General features: G+C 67.9%; 20 protein-coding genes. 8 read left to right on the forward strand and 12 right to left on the reverse strand.

The annotated features are described in order from the left end of the window. Window positions 1–72: 72 nt before the first annotated feature. From SK854_RS39130 to SK854_RS39140, 3 genes are all read right to left on the reverse strand, one after another. The gene (locus SK854_RS39130; RefSeq protein WP_319980191.1) at window positions 73–642 is read right to left on the reverse strand and encodes a hypothetical protein; all 570 of its coding nucleotides are present in this window, start codon (window positions 640–642) and stop codon (window positions 73–75) included. 68 nt (window positions 643–710) lie between these two features. Further along, window positions 711–1502 (reverse strand): hypothetical protein, encoded by a 792-nt coding sequence (locus tag SK854_RS39135; protein WP_319980192.1) that lies wholly within the window; start codon window positions 1500–1502, stop codon window positions 711–713. 120 nt (window positions 1503–1622) lie between these two features. Next, window positions 1623–2819 carry an acyl-CoA dehydrogenase family protein gene (locus SK854_RS39140; RefSeq protein ID WP_319980193.1) on the reverse strand — a complete coding sequence of 399 codons (1197 nt, stop codon included), beginning with the start codon at window positions 2817–2819 and terminating at the stop codon, window positions 1623–1625. 202 nt (window positions 2820–3021) lie between these two features. Here SK854_RS39140 and SK854_RS39145 point away from each other — a divergent pair, with 202 nt between their 5' ends. Then, a complete protein-coding gene (locus SK854_RS39145; protein WP_319980194.1) occupies window positions 3022–3405 on the forward strand; it encodes a DUF4190 domain-containing protein in 384 nt (127 codons plus the stop codon). A gap of 8 nt (window positions 3406–3413) precedes the next feature. Here SK854_RS39145 and SK854_RS39150 read toward each other — a convergent pair whose 3' ends face one another. Both SK854_RS39150 and SK854_RS39155 read right to left on the reverse strand, forming a co-directional pair. Further along, window positions 3414–3590 carry a hypothetical protein gene (locus tag SK854_RS39150; RefSeq protein ID WP_319980195.1) on the reverse strand — a complete coding sequence of 59 codons (177 nt, stop codon included), beginning with the start codon at window positions 3588–3590 and terminating at the stop codon, window positions 3414–3416. Between the two features lie 145 nt (window positions 3591–3735). Then, window positions 3736–4695, reverse strand: coding sequence for an HpcH/HpaI aldolase/citrate lyase family protein (locus tag SK854_RS39155; RefSeq protein ID WP_319980196.1), 960 nt, complete (start codon window positions 4693–4695; stop codon window positions 3736–3738). 110 nt (window positions 4696–4805) lie between these two features. Here SK854_RS39155 and SK854_RS39160 point away from each other — a divergent pair, with 110 nt between their 5' ends. The 5 genes from SK854_RS39160 to SK854_RS39180 are packed head-to-tail and all read left to right on the forward strand — an operon-like array spanning window position 4806 to window position 8176. Beyond that, complete coding sequence (locus tag SK854_RS39160) at window positions 4806–5144, forward strand: hypothetical protein (RefSeq protein ID WP_319980197.1); 339 nt, start codon at window positions 4806–4808, stop codon at window positions 5142–5144. Next, on the forward strand, window positions 5141–5974 hold the full coding sequence (locus SK854_RS39165) for an aminoglycoside phosphotransferase family protein (RefSeq protein WP_319980198.1): 834 nt from the start codon (window positions 5141–5143) through the stop codon (window positions 5972–5974). Before SK854_RS39160 ends, SK854_RS39165 begins: the two co-directional genes overlap by 4 nt. Window positions 5975–5989: 15 nt before the next feature. Then, window positions 5990–7243, forward strand: coding sequence for a magnesium transporter MgtE N-terminal domain-containing protein (locus SK854_RS39170; RefSeq protein WP_319980199.1), 1254 nt, complete (start codon window positions 5990–5992; stop codon window positions 7241–7243). Beyond that, the gene (locus SK854_RS39175; RefSeq protein ID WP_319980200.1) at window positions 7236–7721 is read left to right on the forward strand and encodes a DUF1003 domain-containing protein; all 486 of its coding nucleotides are present in this window, start codon (window positions 7236–7238) and stop codon (window positions 7719–7721) included. Before SK854_RS39170 ends, SK854_RS39175 begins: the two co-directional genes overlap by 8 nt. Further along, the gene (locus tag SK854_RS39180; protein ID WP_319980201.1) at window positions 7718–8176 is read left to right on the forward strand and encodes a hypothetical protein; all 459 of its coding nucleotides are present in this window, start codon (window positions 7718–7720) and stop codon (window positions 8174–8176) included. The genes SK854_RS39175 and SK854_RS39180 overlap by 4 nt, the downstream gene beginning before the upstream one ends. Here SK854_RS39180 and SK854_RS39185 read toward each other — a convergent pair. Then, window positions 8166–8564, reverse strand: coding sequence for an NUDIX hydrolase (locus tag SK854_RS39185; protein ID WP_319980202.1), 399 nt, complete (start codon window positions 8562–8564; stop codon window positions 8166–8168). The genes SK854_RS39180 and SK854_RS39185 overlap by 11 nt on opposite strands. Further along, on the reverse strand, window positions 8561–9028 hold the full coding sequence (locus tag SK854_RS39190; protein WP_035913526.1) for a MarR family winged helix-turn-helix transcriptional regulator: 468 nt from the start codon (window positions 9026–9028) through the stop codon (window positions 8561–8563). The genes SK854_RS39185 and SK854_RS39190 overlap by 4 nt, the downstream gene beginning before the upstream one ends. 103 nt (window positions 9029–9131) lie before the next feature. Here SK854_RS39190 and SK854_RS39195 point away from each other — a divergent pair, with 103 nt between their 5' ends. Continuing rightward, entirely contained in the window at window positions 9132–10277 is a 1146-nt protein-coding gene (locus SK854_RS39195; protein ID WP_319980203.1) for an Mrp/NBP35 family ATP-binding protein, read from the forward strand. A gap of 4 nt (window positions 10278–10281) precedes the next feature. On the opposite strand, the gene tatB is transcribed toward SK854_RS39195, so the two are convergent. The 4 genes from tatB to sigE form a co-directional block, all read right to left on the reverse strand. Next, the gene (gene tatB, locus SK854_RS39200) at window positions 10282–10656 is read right to left on the reverse strand and encodes a Sec-independent protein translocase protein TatB (protein WP_093602415.1); all 375 of its coding nucleotides are present in this window, start codon (window positions 10654–10656) and stop codon (window positions 10282–10284) included. A 17-nt stretch (window positions 10657–10673) separates the two neighbouring features. After that, window positions 10674–12194 (reverse strand): S1C family serine protease, encoded by a 1521-nt coding sequence (locus tag SK854_RS39205; RefSeq protein ID WP_319980204.1) that lies wholly within the window; start codon window positions 12192–12194, stop codon window positions 10674–10676. A 65-nt stretch (window positions 12195–12259) separates the two neighbouring features. After that, window positions 12260–12790 (reverse strand): zf-HC2 domain-containing protein, encoded by a 531-nt coding sequence (locus tag SK854_RS39210; protein ID WP_319980205.1) that lies wholly within the window; start codon window positions 12788–12790, stop codon window positions 12260–12262. Further along, window positions 12787–13368 (reverse strand): RNA polymerase sigma factor SigE, encoded by a 582-nt coding sequence (sigE, locus tag SK854_RS39215; protein ID WP_169746025.1) that lies wholly within the window; start codon window positions 13366–13368, stop codon window positions 12787–12789. The genes SK854_RS39210 and sigE overlap by 4 nt, the downstream gene beginning before the upstream one ends. 219 nt (window positions 13369–13587) lie before the next feature. On the opposite strand from sigE, the gene SK854_RS39220 reads away from it, so the two are divergent. After that, entirely contained in the window at window positions 13588–14220 is a 633-nt protein-coding gene (locus SK854_RS39220; protein ID WP_319980206.1) for an O-methyltransferase, read from the forward strand. A gap of 322 nt (window positions 14221–14542) precedes the next feature. On the opposite strand, the gene glgC is transcribed toward SK854_RS39220, so the two are convergent. After that, window positions 14543–15757: a glucose-1-phosphate adenylyltransferase gene (gene glgC / locus SK854_RS39225; RefSeq protein ID WP_319980207.1), complete on the reverse strand. Its 1215-nt coding sequence runs from the start codon at window positions 15755–15757 to the stop codon at window positions 14543–14545. Between the last annotated feature and the right edge of the window lie 64 nt (window positions 15758–15821).

Raw genomic sequence — 15821 nt, forward strand, 5'->3', positions numbered from 1 at the left:
GAGTTGCGGCATTTCGGACATAAGCCCAACGTTTGCACCAATATGTTCGCCATAAATCGAACATGTGTTCGACTATCTTGGGAACGCGATTTCAAACCTGTGAGCGAAGGCACGGTACGAGCGGGCGTAGGCGTCCCGGCTGTCCGCCACCCGTTCCCGCTCCTTCTTCAGCACCTCACCGGCCGCACCGGCGTTCCCGTTGAGCACGTGGATGATCGCGAGCTTGCGCGCCCGTTCGAAGTCGAGCAACGACTCGGGCTTCGCGACGAGCTCACGCGCCAGCGCGTCCCACTTCGCGTGCTTGTCGATGTACGGCTTGCCGTGCTTCAGGACAGCGGCCACCAGCGACGCGGCAACGGGCGTGTGGTCGCCGCCCGGTTCGAAGGTCCACTTCCAGATGGGCTTGTCAGCCATCAGGTGGCCCAGCGGCGTGGAGATGAACGGCGTGGTCGGGATTCCGACGCCGAGGGTGCGGCACACCTCGTCGTAGCGCTGGAAGCAGACGCCGACCAACGGGCTGACCTCCACCGAACCCGCCAGGCCGAAGCCGAGCCAGCCGGCGACCCCGTCACCGCGGTCCTGGAGCCAGGCGTGGCCACGCCGGACGAAGCCCGTGGAGCGCAGGGCGGTGTCCAGAGCCATGAGCACGTCAGTCTTCGGTGAAGGCCTCACGGAGGACAGGGTCCCAAACGACAGCGCATCTCGCCGGGTCAGTGCAGGACCGGGGTGAGGAACTCGGTCAGCTTGCGCAGGACGTCCGGCGGCACCTCGTCGAGGTGTTCCGTCAACTGCAGAAGAATGCGTCCGCCGCCCAGATGCTCAACAGCGACAACCGGTGCGGTGGCGCAGACTTCTTGCACACCACCCAAAGCAGCCACCTGACGCGGCCCCAGCAACGTCGCCCAGTGCGGGCCGCGCGACAACTCCGCTGCCATGAAAAGGGATTCGTCCAGGCCCACGCCGGCGGCGACCTCGTGCGCGGTCCGCACGCCGACGCGGTCCAGCGTGATCCAGCCGCCGCAGGCCTGCGCGAGCGTAGCGCCCGAGCGGAACACCGACAGCCATTTCTGTTGCACCGCATGGGAAATCCAGCCGCCGAACAACGAGCGCGCGGCCGTGACCGTGATCTGGTGCGGGAAGGCGGGATCGTCCTTCAGCAGGATCTCCGCGCACCAGCCGTCGTCCACCAGGGGCAGGCCCTGGGAGTCGAGCTGGACGAGTTGCACGCGCAGGAACGACGGCAGGTCGTCGAGGGCGGCCGACCACGACGGAAGAGTGAAGTCACCCGAAGAGAGCAGGAGCCGGGCATAACCCGGCGGACCCCAGGGCGTTGTGTCGGAAGGGTGGTAGTCGCGCGCCACTGCCACGAGTTCCTCGACCGAGGCCGGGCAGAGGGGCGCGAGCAGGCCGCTGAACAGGTCGCCGAACCACTTGGCCAGCGCGGGGCGGTCGACGCCGGAGAACGTGTCCAGCTCCAGACGGACCACGTGTGGCGGCGACACAGGTCTCGGAAGTGTCAGATCTGTGCTCAAAGTGAGCGAACCTTATGGCCCGCGGGCAAAAACCGTCAGGGACCAATCCCGTGAAAGATTGGCCCCTAACGGACGAACGTCAACTCGCGGCTAGCCGCGTGACTGGTAGTCGCGCAGCAGGCCGCGCGAGATGATCGTCTTCTGGATCTCCGACGTGCCCTCGCCGATCAGCAGGAACGGGGCCTCGCGCATCAGGCGCTCGATCTCGTATTCCTTGGAATAGCCGTAGCCGCCGTGGATGCGGAACGACTCCTGCGTCACCTCGGCGCAGTATTCGGAGGCGATGAGCTTCGCCATGCCGGCCTCGACGTCGTTGCGCTGGCCCGAGTCCTTCAGCCGCGCGGCGTTGACCATCATCAGGTGCGCTGCCTCGACCTTGGTCGCCATCTCGGCGAGCTTGAAGGCGATGGCCTGGTGCTCGACGATGGCCTTGCCGAACGTTTTGCGCTGCTGCGAGTACTCGATCGCGAGCTCGAAGGCGCGGATCGAGATGCCGCACGCGCGGGCGGCCACGTTCACGCGGCCCACCTCGACGCCGTCCATCATGTGCCGGAAGCCCTGGCCGGTGACGCCGCCGAGCACCTGGTCCGCGGCGATCTCGAAGCCGTCGAACACCATCTCGGTGGTGTCGACGCCCTTGTAGCCCATCTTGTCGATCTTGCCGGGGATCGTGAGGCCCGGCAGGACCTCGCCGTAGCCCTCGGGCTTCTCGACCAGGAACGTCGTGAGGTTCTGGTGCGGCTTCTCGGCGCCCTCGTCGGTCTTCACCAGCACGGCGGTGAGGTTGGACGTGCCACCGTTCGTCAGCCACATCTTCTGGCCGTTGATCGTGTAGCCGGAATCGCCGCGGACGGCGCGAGTGCGGATCGCCGCGACGTCGGAGCCGAGTTCGGGCTCGGACATGGAGAACGAGCCGCGCACCTCACCGGTGGCCATCCGCGGCAGGTACTTCTGCTTCTGCTCGGGCGTCCCGTGCTGCTTGAGCATGTGCGCCACGATGAAGTGGGTGTTGATGACGCCGGAGACGCTCATCCAGCCCCGCGCGATCTGCTCGACCACCAGCGCGTAGGTCAGCAGGGACTCGCCCAGGCCGCCGTACTCCTCCGGGATCGTCAGGCCGAAGAGACCCATCTCCTTCATGCCCTCGACGATGTCGGCGGGGTACGTGTCGCCGTGTTCCAGCGTCTGGGCGTGCGGGATGATCTCCTTGTCCACGAACGTGCGAACGGTCGCGAGGATTTCTTCCTGGATGTCCGTGAGACCCGCGGTCTGGGCGAGGCGCGCCATCGCACTTCCCTTCCAAGGCTTTGGTTACCGGCGAGTATGGACCGGTTAACGCCCGTTTGCGACCGGGGTGTGCTCTCCGCAACAACGGTGGCACCTGCTGTACCGAAACAGCATCCCTGACAGGTGTAATCGCGCACCCACACGCGACGAACTGAAAGGCAGGACCTTAAGATCCCGCCTCACCACTTCTAGGGGGACCCGCATGACCTACGACCCGTACAACCCGAAGCAGCCGGGGGATCCGTACGCCCAGCAGCAGCCGCCTTACGGCCAGCCCGGCCCGTACGGCCAGCAGCCGCCCTACGGCTACGGCTACCCGCCGCCCATGCCGCCGAAGTCGCAGCAGAGTGCGATTCTCTCGCTGGTTCTGTCCTGCGTGGGTTTCGTGTCGTGTGGCGTGACGGCGATCGTCGGCGTCGTCTTCGGCCACATCGCGATGGGGAAGATCAAGCGAGGCGAGGAGGAAGGACACGGCTTGGCCATGGCCGGCCTGATCGTCGGCTACCTCGTCATCGCCGGATGGCTGGCCTACTTCGCGATCATCGTCATCGCGATCATCGCGGGCGTGAACAGCAGCACGTACTAGCGGAAAGCTCAGCCCGCGAGGGCGATCTCCAGTGCGCCACCGCAGTGGCGGCAGACGTCGGCGAACACGTGGACGTCGGAAGCGCATCCCGGGCAGCTGCGGAAGCTGCGCTCGAGCAGGTCGTCCTCGCGACGTTTGAAGAGCCGCAACCGTCTGCTCGTCTTGCCGTTACTCGAACGTGACATGCCCAGAGCATGCCCCCACGCCGGGGGCAGACCGCAAACTTCGGTGACGGATTGTGCGCCACTTCACCCGCTTTGAATGCAGCCTGTGACGATCGAACACGTCCAGTGACATTCAGGGTGAAGTGGAGCACAATCCGTAACGGAATCAGTCCTCCGGCGGCGTCCACACGTTCGCGCGCGTCATGCCCGCAGCACGGCCCTTGCCGGAGATCACCAACGCCATCTTGCGCGACGCCTCGTCGATCATCTCGTCGCCGAGCATGACCGCGCCGCGCCTGCCGCCCGCCTCGGACGTGTAGAACTCGTACGCGTCGAGGATGTTCTCGGCGTGGTCGTAGTCGTCCTGCTTCGGGCTGAAGACCTCGTTGGCCGCGTCGATCTGGCCGGGGTGCAGCACCCACTTGCCGTCGAAGCCCAGCGCCGCGGAACGACCGGCGACGCGCTTGTAGCCCTCGACGTCGCGGATCTGCAGGTAGGGGCCGTCGATGGCCTGCTTGTCGTGGGCCCGCGCGGCCATCAGGATCCGCATCAGGATGTAGTGGTAGGCGTCGCCGACGTCGTAGCCGGGCGGCTGCTCGCCGACGACCAGCGACTTCATGTTGATCGACGCCATGAAGTCCGCCGGGCCGAAGATGATCGTCTCGACGCGCGGGGACGCGGTGGCGATCGCGTTGACGTTGTTCAGGCCCAGGGCGTTCTCGATCTGCGCCTCGATGCCGATCTTGCCGACCTCGTAGCCCATCGTCTTCTCGATCTGGGTGAGCAGGAAGTCGAGCGCGACGACCTGTTCGGGCGTCTGGACCTTCGGCAGCATGATGCAGTCGAGGTTCGCGCCGGCGCCCTCGACGACCTCGGTGACGTCGCGGTAGGTCCACTCCGTCGTCCAGTCGTTGACGCGCACGACGCGGGCCTTGTCGCCCCAGCCGCCCTCGTTCAGCGACGCGACGATGGTCTTGCGGGCGTCGGGCTTGGCCAGCGGGGCGCAGGCGTCTTCGAGATCCAGGAACACCTGGTCCGCCGGCAGCGTGCGCGCCTTGTCGATCATCTTCTGGCTCGAGCCGGGGACCGCCAGACACGAGCGACGGGGACGCTGCTGGTCGACCACTGGAGTACCTCCTTGTACCGGCCGGTAACTATGAGCGCCACAGTGGCACGCATCATCTCCGGGCGCATATCCGCTGAGTCCCGTTTCACAAAGCCTGGCAGGCTGAACCGGTGGAGATCACTCGAGTACTGGACGCGGCGCTGCGGAAAGCGGCGGCCGTCTGGATCACCTCACCCGGCCACGAACCCCGTCTCGTGCACGCGCACTGGCGTGCCGACGCGCTGTGGATCATCTCCGGCGGCACCGAACCGGAGGTGCCGGGACTGACCGACGGAGCAGAGGTCACCGTCACCGTCCGCTCCCCCAGCACGCACTCGCACCTCATCGACGCGTCCGCCGTCGCGCACCTGACCGAGCCGGACGACGAGACGACGCTGGCGTTGAAGACCGCCCGGCTCAACACCAGACCGGAGTGGGACGCCGTGTACCGGCTGGAGTTCGGCTCATGATCACCGTGCCCGAGGGCTTCGGCGAGGGCCTGGGTGACGGCGCCGGCGAGTGGGTCGCGAAGCTGCCGAAGCTCGCCACCAAGGCGTGCGCCCGCTGGCAACTCACCCCGGACGGCGCGCTGATGAACGGGTTCTGCGCCGTCGTGCTGCCGGTCAGGCGAGCCGACGGCCATCCAGCCGTGCTCAAACTCAGCTGGGTCGACGACGAGACCGCGCAGGAACCGCTGGCGCTCAAGCTCTACAACGGCGACGGCGCCGTCCAGCTGCTCGGCCACGACGAGGAGCTCGGCGCGCTGCTGCTGGAACGCCTCGACCAGCACTCACTCGACGACGAGCCGATCGACCTGGCCGTCGGAGTGATCGGCGAGCTGCTGCGCCGCCACCGCGGTGTCGAGGCTCCCGGCGAGATCCGGCGCTTCGCGAACACCCTCCGAAGCCATCCCGCGATCCCCGCGAAGCTGCTCGACGCCGCCCGCGAGGCCGGGACGAGGCCGATGGGTACGACGCTGGTCAACGAGGACCTGCACTACCAGAACGTGCTGCGCGGCGACCGCGAGCCGTGGCTGGTGATCGACCCGAAACCGCTGTCCGGCGATCCCGAGTACTGCGCGATTCCGTTGCTGTGGAACAGGTTCGACGAACTGGATGGCCACCGGGGGCTCACCGACCGGTTCCTCGCGATCTGCGACGCGGGAGAGCTGGACGTCGCGAAGGCGCGTGACTGGACGCTGCACCGCGCTGTCGCCAACTGGATCTGGTGCCTGGAAGAGGACTTCGAGAACATGGCGGTGATCTGCGCCGACATTGCCGGGTGGGCGGCCCGGACCTGATCTAGCCTGGGTGTTGTGGTGGCTGTGAACAGGATCTACATCGCTCAACTGGCCGGACTTCCCGTGTTCGGCCCCGACGGCGAACCCGTCGGCAAGGCCCGTGACGTCGTGATCAGCCTCCGCATCGACCGGCAACCGCCGCGCGTGCTCGGCATGGTCGTCGAGCTCGTGACGCGCCGGCGGATCTTCGTGCCGATGCTGCGGGTCACCTCGATCGAGCCGAACGCCGTGACGCTCGCGACCGGATCGGTGAACCTGCGGCCGTTCCACCAGCGCGTCAACGAGGTGCTGGTGATCGGCGAACTGCTCGACGCCAAGATCCAGGTCGGGGACGGCGCCACCGCGGTGGTCGTGGACGCCGCGATGGAGGTGACCCGCACCCGCGACTGGCGCATGGTCCGCGTCGCCGGGCGCGAACGGACCGGCAGGTTCAGTCTCAAGGGACCGGTGCAGGTGTGGCGGTGGGAGGACGTCGCCGGCCTGAGCGTGAACGAGATCGCGGGCCAGCCGCAGAGCGCGCACCAACTGGTGGCGGTCTTCGAGGGCATGCGCGCGGCCGACGTCGCGAACTCCCTGCACGAACTGCCGCCCAAGCGCCGCTACGAGGTGGCGGACGCGCTCGACGACGAACGACTCGCGGACGTCATCGAGGAACTGTCCGAAGACGACCAGAAGGACGTCCTGTCGCACCTGGACGAGGAACGCGCCGCGGACATCCTGGAGGCGATGAACCCGGACGACGCGGCGGACCTGCTGAGCGAGCTCGCCGAGGGCATGAAGGACCGGTTGCTGGAACTGATGGAACCGGAGGAGTCGGCCCCGGTCCGGCGCCTGCTGGAGTACTCGTTCGACACGGCCGGTGGCCTCATGACACCGGAACCGATCATCCTCACGCCGGACGCGACGATCGCGGAAGCGTTGGCACGAGTGCGAAATCCCGACCTCACGCCCGCGCTGGCGTCGATGGTCTTCGTGTGCCGCTCCCCCTCCGCGACGCCGACCGGCCGCTACCTCGGCTGCGTGCACATCCAACGACTGCTGCGCGAACCGCCGTTCGACCTCGTCGCCGGAGTGCTCGACACGGACTTGACCTCCCTGGCGCCGAACGCCTCGCTGAGCGACGTGACGCGGTACTTCGCGACCTACAACCTGGTGTGCGCCCCCGTGCTCGACGAGGCCGAGCACCTGCTCGGCGCCGTCACCGTGGACGACGTGCTGGACCACCTGCTGCCGGCGAACTGGCGCGAGACGGGACTGAGCCATGCCTGAACTGCTGCCTCGGCGCAGACTCGACCTGCCGCGCGAACCACGCGGCTTCCGCTTCTCGATCGACCCCGACACCTTCGGCCAGCTCTCCGAACGGCTCGCGCGGTTCCTCGGCACCGGCAAGTTCCTGTTCTGGCAGACGCTGATCGTGCTCGCCTGGATCGTGGTGAACCTCGTGGCCGTGTCGCTGCGATGGGACCCGTACCCGTTCATCCTGCTGAACCTGGCGTTCTCGACGCAGGCCGCCTACGCCGCGCCGTTGATCCTGCTCGCGCAGAACCGGCAGGACGACCGGGACCGGGTGTCGCTGGAGGAGGACCGGTCGCGGGCGGCGCAGACCAAGGCGGACACCGAGTACCTGGCGCGGGAGCTGGCGGCGGTGCGGCTGGCGCTGGGCGAGGTGGCGACGCGCGACTTCATCCGCGGCGAGCTGGAGAAGCTGATGAAGGAGCAGAACAACCTGAAGAAGGTCCGGCCTTGACGGTCGAGGAGTTCCGCGAGGTCGTGGCGTTGTGGCACGTGAACGAGGCCAGGGACACCGACGTCGTGCTCGCGGCCTGTGAACTGGTTGTCGCGGGCGTCGACGGTCCCGCCGTCAGCATGCTGGCCGGAGCCTCGCTGAAACGTGCGTGGGAAGAGGTTCCGCCGCTGATGGAGGACGCGCTGCGGGAACTCGGGCTCGACCACCACGAGCACCGAAGCGACGCCGGCAGGGAAGAAGGACTGCGGCTGATGGCCCGGCGCACGCTCGCCGGAGAGATGTCACCGCGGGAACTTGCCGAGTGGGTGCATCAGCACTTCAGCCACGACCTGCCGGAGGCGGAAGAGCTGGCGGCGCTGCGCGACATCTACGAGACGCTGGAGTACTACGCGGAACTGTCTGCGGCCGACGTGGACGAACAGGTGATGGCGGAAGTGCGCCGGATCACGTCCTGATCCGTCCACTCGCGACCAGGTCCGCCAGGACCTCGTGGATCGCGGGAGCGGTCTCGGCGTGCCCGCGGTACTCGTCCCGCGTCACGTACGTCAGTTCGGCGATCTCGCTCGTGGGCTGCGGCGTGCCCAGCAACGAGGCCGTGAAGCAGGTCATGTCGACCATCGCGCCCTCACCCTCGCCGTAGGCCGGGGCGACGTAGCGCTTGAGGACCTCGGGGTCGTCGAGTTCGATGCCGAGTTCTTCCCTGACCTCCCTGCGCACGGCGTCAACGGGGGTCTCACCTGGCTCGATCTTGCCGCCGGGAAGGTAGAAGGCCTTCTTGTTGCGTGAGCGAACAACGAGGAGGCGGCCAGCCTCGACGTGCACCAGTCCCACCACCGTGATCACGGAAAGACGTCGTCCGCGGCCAGGCGATCGCACGTGCGGCCGAAGGCCTCGAGCTCACCGGGGCCGAAGCTCTCCCCGAAGTGCTCGGCGACGCCGGCGAGGTGGGTGGTGGAGGCACTGCGCAGGCGTTCGGCGCCCAGCGGTGTGAGCACGGCCACGATGCCGCGTCCGTCACCGTCGGCGCGTTCCCGCCCGACGAGGCCTGCCCGTTCCAGACGGTCCACCAGGCGGGTCACGCCAGAGCGGGACAGCAGGACGGCATCGGCCAGTTCGGTCATGCGCATGCGCATGGAAGGCGTCTCGGCCAGTTGAACCAGCACGTCGTACGCCGCGAGCGATAGGCGCTGCTCAGCAATCAGTTCGGCCTCGAGGACCCTCGTGATCCGTGCATGCGCGCGGAGGAACGATCGCCACACCCCTAGCTCGACACGGGTGGGCAACCGGGAACTACCCGATTCCGGCACGGGCGTCGATGTTACGGACAGCGCCCTCCCGGCTACGACCTGGGCCTGCACGGAGAAGTGACCGGCCGGTAGGAGAGGCGCGAACCGGACGTAGCATGGGTCGGTGACCACCACACAGCCACTCCCCACCGTCGAGGACGTCCGCAAGGCGCTCTCCGGTGTGCAGGACCCCGAGATCCGCCGCCCGATCACCGAGATCGGCATGGTCAAGGACGTCGAGGTCGGCGCGGACGGCGTCGTGGTGGTCGGCATCTTCCTCACGGTCGCGGGCTGCCCGATGCGCGACAAGATCACCAAGGACGTCACCGCGGCCGTCACGGCCCTGGACGGCGTCTCGTCCGTGCGCGTCGACCTCGACGTGATGAGCGACGCCCAGCGCACCGAGCTCCGCAAGACGCTGCGCGGCGGTGCGGAAGAGCCGGTCATCCCGTTCGCCCAGCCGGGCTCGCTGACGCGCGTGTACTGCGTCGCGTCCGGCAAGGGCGGCGTCGGCAAGTCCTCTGTCACCGTGAACCTCGCCGTGGCGATGGCCGCCCGCGGACTGTCCGTCGGCATCGTCGACGCTGACATCTACGGCCACTCGATCCCGCGCATGCTGGCTGTCGAGGGCAAGCCCACCCAGGTCGAGAAGATGATCATGCCGCCGCAGTCGCAGGGCGTGAAGGTCATCTCGATCGGCATGTTCACGCCGGGCAACACGCCGGTCGTGTGGCGCGGGCCGATGCTGCACCGGGCGTTGCAGCAGTTCCTCGCGGACGTGTTCTGGGGCGACCTGGACGTGCTGCTGATCGACCTGCCGCCCGGCACCGGCGACATCGCGATCTCCGTCGCCCAGCTCGTGCCGAACGCCGAGATCCTGGTCGTCACCACCCCGCAGCAGGCCGCCGCCGAGGTGGCCGAGCGCGCCGGGTCGATCGCGCTGCAGACCCGCCAGCGGGTCTCGGGTGTCATCGAGAACATGTCGTGGCTGGAGATGCCCGACGGCTCCCGCATGGACGTCTTCGGCACCGGTGGCGGCGCGGCCGTCGCGGAGTCGCTGACCAAGGCCATCGGCTCCGACGTGCCGCTGCTCGGCCAGGTGCCGCTCGACCCGCGGCTGCGGGAGAACGGCGACTCGGGCACGCCGATCGTGCAGGCGGTGCCGGAGTCAGCCGCGGCTCAGGTGCTGACCGAGATCGCCACGAAGCTCTCGGTTCGTTCACGCGGACTGGCGGGACGCTTGCTGAACGTCTCCCCCGCGGGTCGCTAGAAACTCAGGTCGCGTCCGGGTCGTACGGCGGACGCTCGCCCGGTGCGAGCGGACGCTGTTCGGCCGCGGGCGGGGTCGACGGCGTCGGGTAGCCGTTGGACTTGGTCGGTTCGGAGTCGTCGAAGAGGTGCTTCGTCACCGCGCGCTTCGGGTCGAAGTTGCGCAGCTCCCGCAGGTCTTCGAGGGGCTTGCGGAGCGACTCGAACTCCGGGCCCATCTCCTGCTTCAACTGCTCCCGCGCGCCGGTCGCGTACTCGCGGACCTGCCTCACCGTCTTGCCCAGCCAGGCCGCGGCCGATGGCAGGCGTTCGGGCCCCAGGATGAAGAGACCCGCGACGACGATGATGAGGATCTCTACCCATCCGATGCTGTCGAACACAGGTCTCAGCCTACTTCTCAGTCGCTCTTGAGTGTGACGTCTAGTTTCAGCTCGCGGCCTTGGCGGGCAAGGACTACCTGCACGGTTTCGCCGATTTCGTGCTCCCTGACCGCGACGACCAGTTCGGCGGCGTTGCGGACCATGCGGTCGCCGACCTTGGTGATGACGTCGCCCTCCTGGATGCCCGCGGCCGCGGCCGCGCCACCGGCGGGGACGTTCTGCACCTGGGCGCCTTCGGAGGTCTCCGCGGACACGGACTTCACGTTGAGGTTCATGTCCGCGTGCTTGACCTGGCCGTTGCGGATCAGTTCCTCACTGATCTTGCGGGCCTGCTTGCCGGAGATCGCGAACCCGAGGCCGACCGAACCGCCGGTCTCGGTGCGGATCGACGAGTTGATGCCGATCAGGGCGCCGCGCGAGTCGACCAGCGCGCCGCCCGAGTTGCCCGGGTTGATGGCGGCGTCGGTCTGGATCGCGTCGTAGGTGACCTGCGGGCCGCCGTTCTCGCCGGCGGCGGTCACCGGGCGGTGCAGCGCGGAGACGATGCCCTCGGTGACGGTGTTGGACAACTGCAGCGGCGAGCCGATGGCGATCACGCTGTCGCCGACCTGGAGGTCGTCGGAGTTGCCGAACTGCAGGACGGTGGGGTTGGTGACCTCGACCTTGATGACCGCGAGGTCGGTCTTGGGGTCGCGGCCGACGACGCGGGCCTGGGCGCGGGTGCCGTCGGTGAAGACGGCGCTGAGCTTGGCCGAGGAGTCCTGGGCCGCGGGGGCGACGACGTGGTCGTTGGTCAGGATGTAGCCGCCGGCCTCGATGATGACGCCCGAACCGACGCCCGCGACGTTCGCGCCCTTGAACTCGATCGAGACGACGCTGGGCGTGACGCGCTTGGCGATCTCCGAGATCGAGCCGGCGGGACGTTCCTTGCCCTCCGTGACCTCGGCCAGCGTGACGGTCGAGTCGGTCAGGGGGTTTCCGGCCCGTCCGATCAGCCAGCCGACGAGACCACCGACGGCGCCGAGCACGAGCGCGACCGTGAGCAGCAACGCCATCGCGGTGGGCTTCACCCGACGGCCGAACAGCAGCTCGGGAACGCTCAGCTGCGGACCGGGCTCCGGCTTGCGCTCAGGTTCGCCCGGCGGGTCCTCACCGACGGCGGGCGGGCCGATCACGGCGCCGGAGGCCGGGTCGCGCCACGGGTCACCGGCGGGCTTGTCGCCCCAGAACACCGGATCGATGTCCGGATCCGGGTCGGACACGGGCTGCGGCGGCCGCTGCAACAGTTCCTGAGAGCCCTGACGACCGAACGCCGTCACGAGGGACTCGGGAGGCGGCGGCGCGGACTGGAGCTGAGACACGGGCACGTCGCGCGCGGCGAACGCCCCGGCGACACCGTCCGGGCGGCCGAAGGCGGTGGCGGACGCGGGGTCGACCGGCGGCTGCACCAGTGGCCGTGGCCGGAGCCGGCGATGAGCTCCGTCGTCCACTCCGGAAACGGGTGTGGACGTCTGGCCGTTGGGCGACTGCTGGCTCATCTCTCCCCGAGTTTTCCGCTAGGAGTGCTGAACTACAGCGTGCCTCACGAACAGTGAAATGACTGTCAGGGGGTGGTCGCGAAGATCGCGCCGGCGTTCTGCGGAACCGGCGTCGTGGCGGGCGCGTCGCTCTCCGGCGTGGTGAACGCGAGCGCGCTCAGCAACATGCCGCTCACGACGACCCCGGCACCCTGGCGGGCACGGCGGCCGCTGAACCAGCCGTTGCTGCCCAGAGGTCTCGACGAACCCAGCACCGGCCCTGAGCCGAACGCGGGCTTGTCCGTCCTCTGCACGGCGACGAACTGACCGTCCTCGGTGATCGCGAGCCCGTCCGGAGCGGACGGCAACTCGACCTCCTGGGGGATAGCGCCGAGCCTGTCCAGCAGCGAGGCCGACGCCGTGGGCGTCGAAGCGGTGCGCACCGCGGAGCGCGCCTGCTGCTGCGTGAAGGTCTCGAATGCGCAGAAGCCGCAGCGCTGGATGTGCGCGGAGGCTCGCTCGTGGGCGGTCGAGGACAGTTCTCCGTCCACGAACGCGACCACGGCATCCGGCAAGAGATGCTGCTCAGGCAGGCCCCAACCACGGAGGTCGGTCATGCAGAGTCCTCCAGCAACGATTCTTGACGACGGCGTTCGAGCGCGACCCGCAGAGCCTGGCGGCCCCGGTGGATCCTGCTCCTCACCGTACCCATCTTCACCCCGAGCGTGGCGCCGATCTCCTCGTAGGAAAGGCCTTCCACGTCACAGAGCACGACCGCGGCACGGAACTCCGGCGGGAGCTCGTCCAGCGCGGCCTGCAGGTCGGGGTCCAGGTGGTTCTCGTCATAGATTTCCTCAGGGGACAGGTCGTCACCCTCGAGGCGGTCGTTGTCCTCGGGCAGCGCCTCCATGCGCACGCGGCTGCGCCGGCGTGCCATGTCGAGGAAGAGGTTGGTGGTGATGCGGTGCAGCCACCCCTCGAAGGTGCCCGGCTTGTACGACGCCAGCGACCGGAAGACGCGGATGAAAGTCTCCTGCGTCAGGTCCTCGGCGTCGTGCTGGTTGCCGGTCAAGCGGTACGCGAGCCGGTAGACCCTGTCCGCGTGCTCACGGACGATCGCGTCCCACGAGGGCGGCGTCCAGTCGGCCGTCTCGATGGGCGCGACGGCCTCCGGAGAACTCGACTGCGTGCGCATCAGGTGTTTCGGCACCTCCATGTGGGCCGCCCGGCGACCCTTATGCGGCTCAACGGGCGACGGGTCCGGCTTGTTCCCGACTAGAGCCTGGCTTGTTGCTTCTGTACCTTCTCCTGCGCGCTTTAAACGATCGTGAGAGTGGGCTGAGAGCACCCTGAGAATCTCGGTTCGGGCCACGTTCACCCGTTTTGGGCACCGGAAGCACTAACCTGCTACCCCGTGACCCCGGAATCGGCCCTGCGGGAGTACGTCGAGCAGTACCTCCCCGAGGACGACGTGCACCTGGCAGCACGAGCACGCGGCCAGGAACTGGGCTGCGTGCCCATCGGCGCGGGCGGAGGCGCCGCCCTGCGGTTCCTCGCGACCGCACTCCAGGCCCGCGCGGTCGTCGAAATCGGCACCGGTGCAGGCACCAGCGGCCTCTACCTGCTGGCAGGCATGCCACCTTCAGGCATCCTGACCTCGATAGACGTGGCCTCAGAACACCAACGAGCGGCCCGCGAGGCCTACGCGGCGGCAGGCATCTCCCCGTCGCGCACCCGCCTGATCATGGGCAAGGCACTGGACGTCCTCCCACGCCTGACGGACGCGGCGTACGACCTCGTCTTCGTGGACGCCTTCAAGCCCGAGTACCCGCAGTACCTGCAACACGGCGTCCGCATGCTGCGCCCGGGCGGCGTGATCGCGTTCGACAACGTCCTCTGGCACGGCGCCGTCGTAGACCCGAGCAAACGAGACGACTCGACCCAAGCCATGCGCGACATCGCCCGCCTGGTGAAGGAGGACGACCGCCTGGTCCCGGTGATCCTCCCGCTGGGCGACGGCCTACTGGTAGCGGCCCGCAGACCCTGACCTAAGGGCAGCACCTGATCGCCCGCGAAGCCGAAGGCGAGCCGTCCTACCGAGCGCGCCCGGCGGTGGGGTCCCGTCACGAGTCGCACCACAGCTCTTGCTGCATGTGGCCCGCTCTTGGTGTGACTTGGGACGGGACCCCACCGCCAACGCAAGCCAACTACGCAACAGGCAGCCGCCCAACGCAACAGGCGTGCCATCTACCCGCCGAGGGCGCCCTCCCCCGATCAGATTGCCGGGGGTCTGGGGGCAGAGCCCCCAGGGGAAGCACGCAACGCAATCCCGCCGCAAGCAAGCCAGGGAACGCTACGGACAGAGCGACTCAGTAAGCCCGAACACCCTTCCCAAGCACCGTCACCCCGGAAGCAGAAACCGTGTACCGCTCCCGATCCATAGGAGCGTCCACACCGATCAACGCCCCATCCGGCACCACAACGTTCTTGTCCAAAATAGCCCGCCGCACAACAGCACCCTTGCCGATCCGAACCCCGGGCAACAGCACCGACCCCTGCACCACAGACCCGACCTCGACGATGACGTCGGAAGAGACCACCGACCCGTGGATCTTCCCGGAGATGATCGCCCCGGGCCCGACCATCGAGTCCTCAGCGGACCCTCCGGCGATGAACTTCGCGGGAGGCAAAGGCGGAGTGGCAGTCCGAATAGGCCACAACTGGTTGTACAGGTTGAAGATCGGATGGACCGAAACAAGATCCATGTGAGCGTCGTAGTAGGCGTCGATGGTCCCGACGTCCCGCCAGTACCCGCGATCCCGGTCGGTAGCGCCGGGCACGTCGTTGTCCTGGAAGTCGTAGACGTGCGCCTTCCCCCGGTCCACCAGCATGGGGATGATGTCGCCACCCATGTCGTGATCCGAGTCGGGGTTCAACGCGTCCCCGCGAAGCGCGTCCAGCAACGCCTCAGTGGTGAACACGTAGTTGCCCATTGAAGCGAAAGTCACGTCTGGGTCGTCCGGCACGTGCGGCGGCTCGGACGGCTTCTCCAGAAAGCGCGTGATCTTCCCGGAGGCGTCGCTGTCGATGCACCCGAACGCCTTGGCCTCGTTGCGCGGCACCCGAATACCGGCGACGGTCACGGCCGCGCCCGACTCGACGTGCTGCGAGATCATCTGGCCCGGGTCCATCCGGTACACGTGGTCGGCGCCGAAGATGACGACGTGGTCCGGCTTCTCGTCGTGGACGAGGTTCAGCGACTGGAAGATCGCGTCCGCCGAGCCCGTGTACCAGCGCGGGCCCAGGCGTTGCTGCGCCGGTACCGGTGTCACGTACTGACCGAGCACATTGGACAGGCGCCACGTCGTCGAGATGTGGCGATCCAGTGAGTGCGACTTGTACTGCGTCAGCACGCAGAGCTTCGCGAGCCCCGCGTTGACCAGGTTCGACAGCACGAAGTCGACCAGCCGGTAGTTGCCCCCGAAGGGCACAGCCGGTTTCGCGCGGTCGGCCGTCAGTGGCCACAGGCGCTTGCCTTCACCACCGGCAAGCACAATTCCGAGAACGTGCGGCTGCCCCTTCACGGTATGTGACCCTATCCGTGCGATCGTTCTCGAACCAGACGCAAACCGGTTTGTCCCAACAGGG

Source organism: Lentzea sokolovensis (assembly GCF_033949975.1).
Lineage (GTDB): Bacteria > Actinomycetota > Actinomycetes > Mycobacteriales > Pseudonocardiaceae > Lentzea > Lentzea sokolovensis.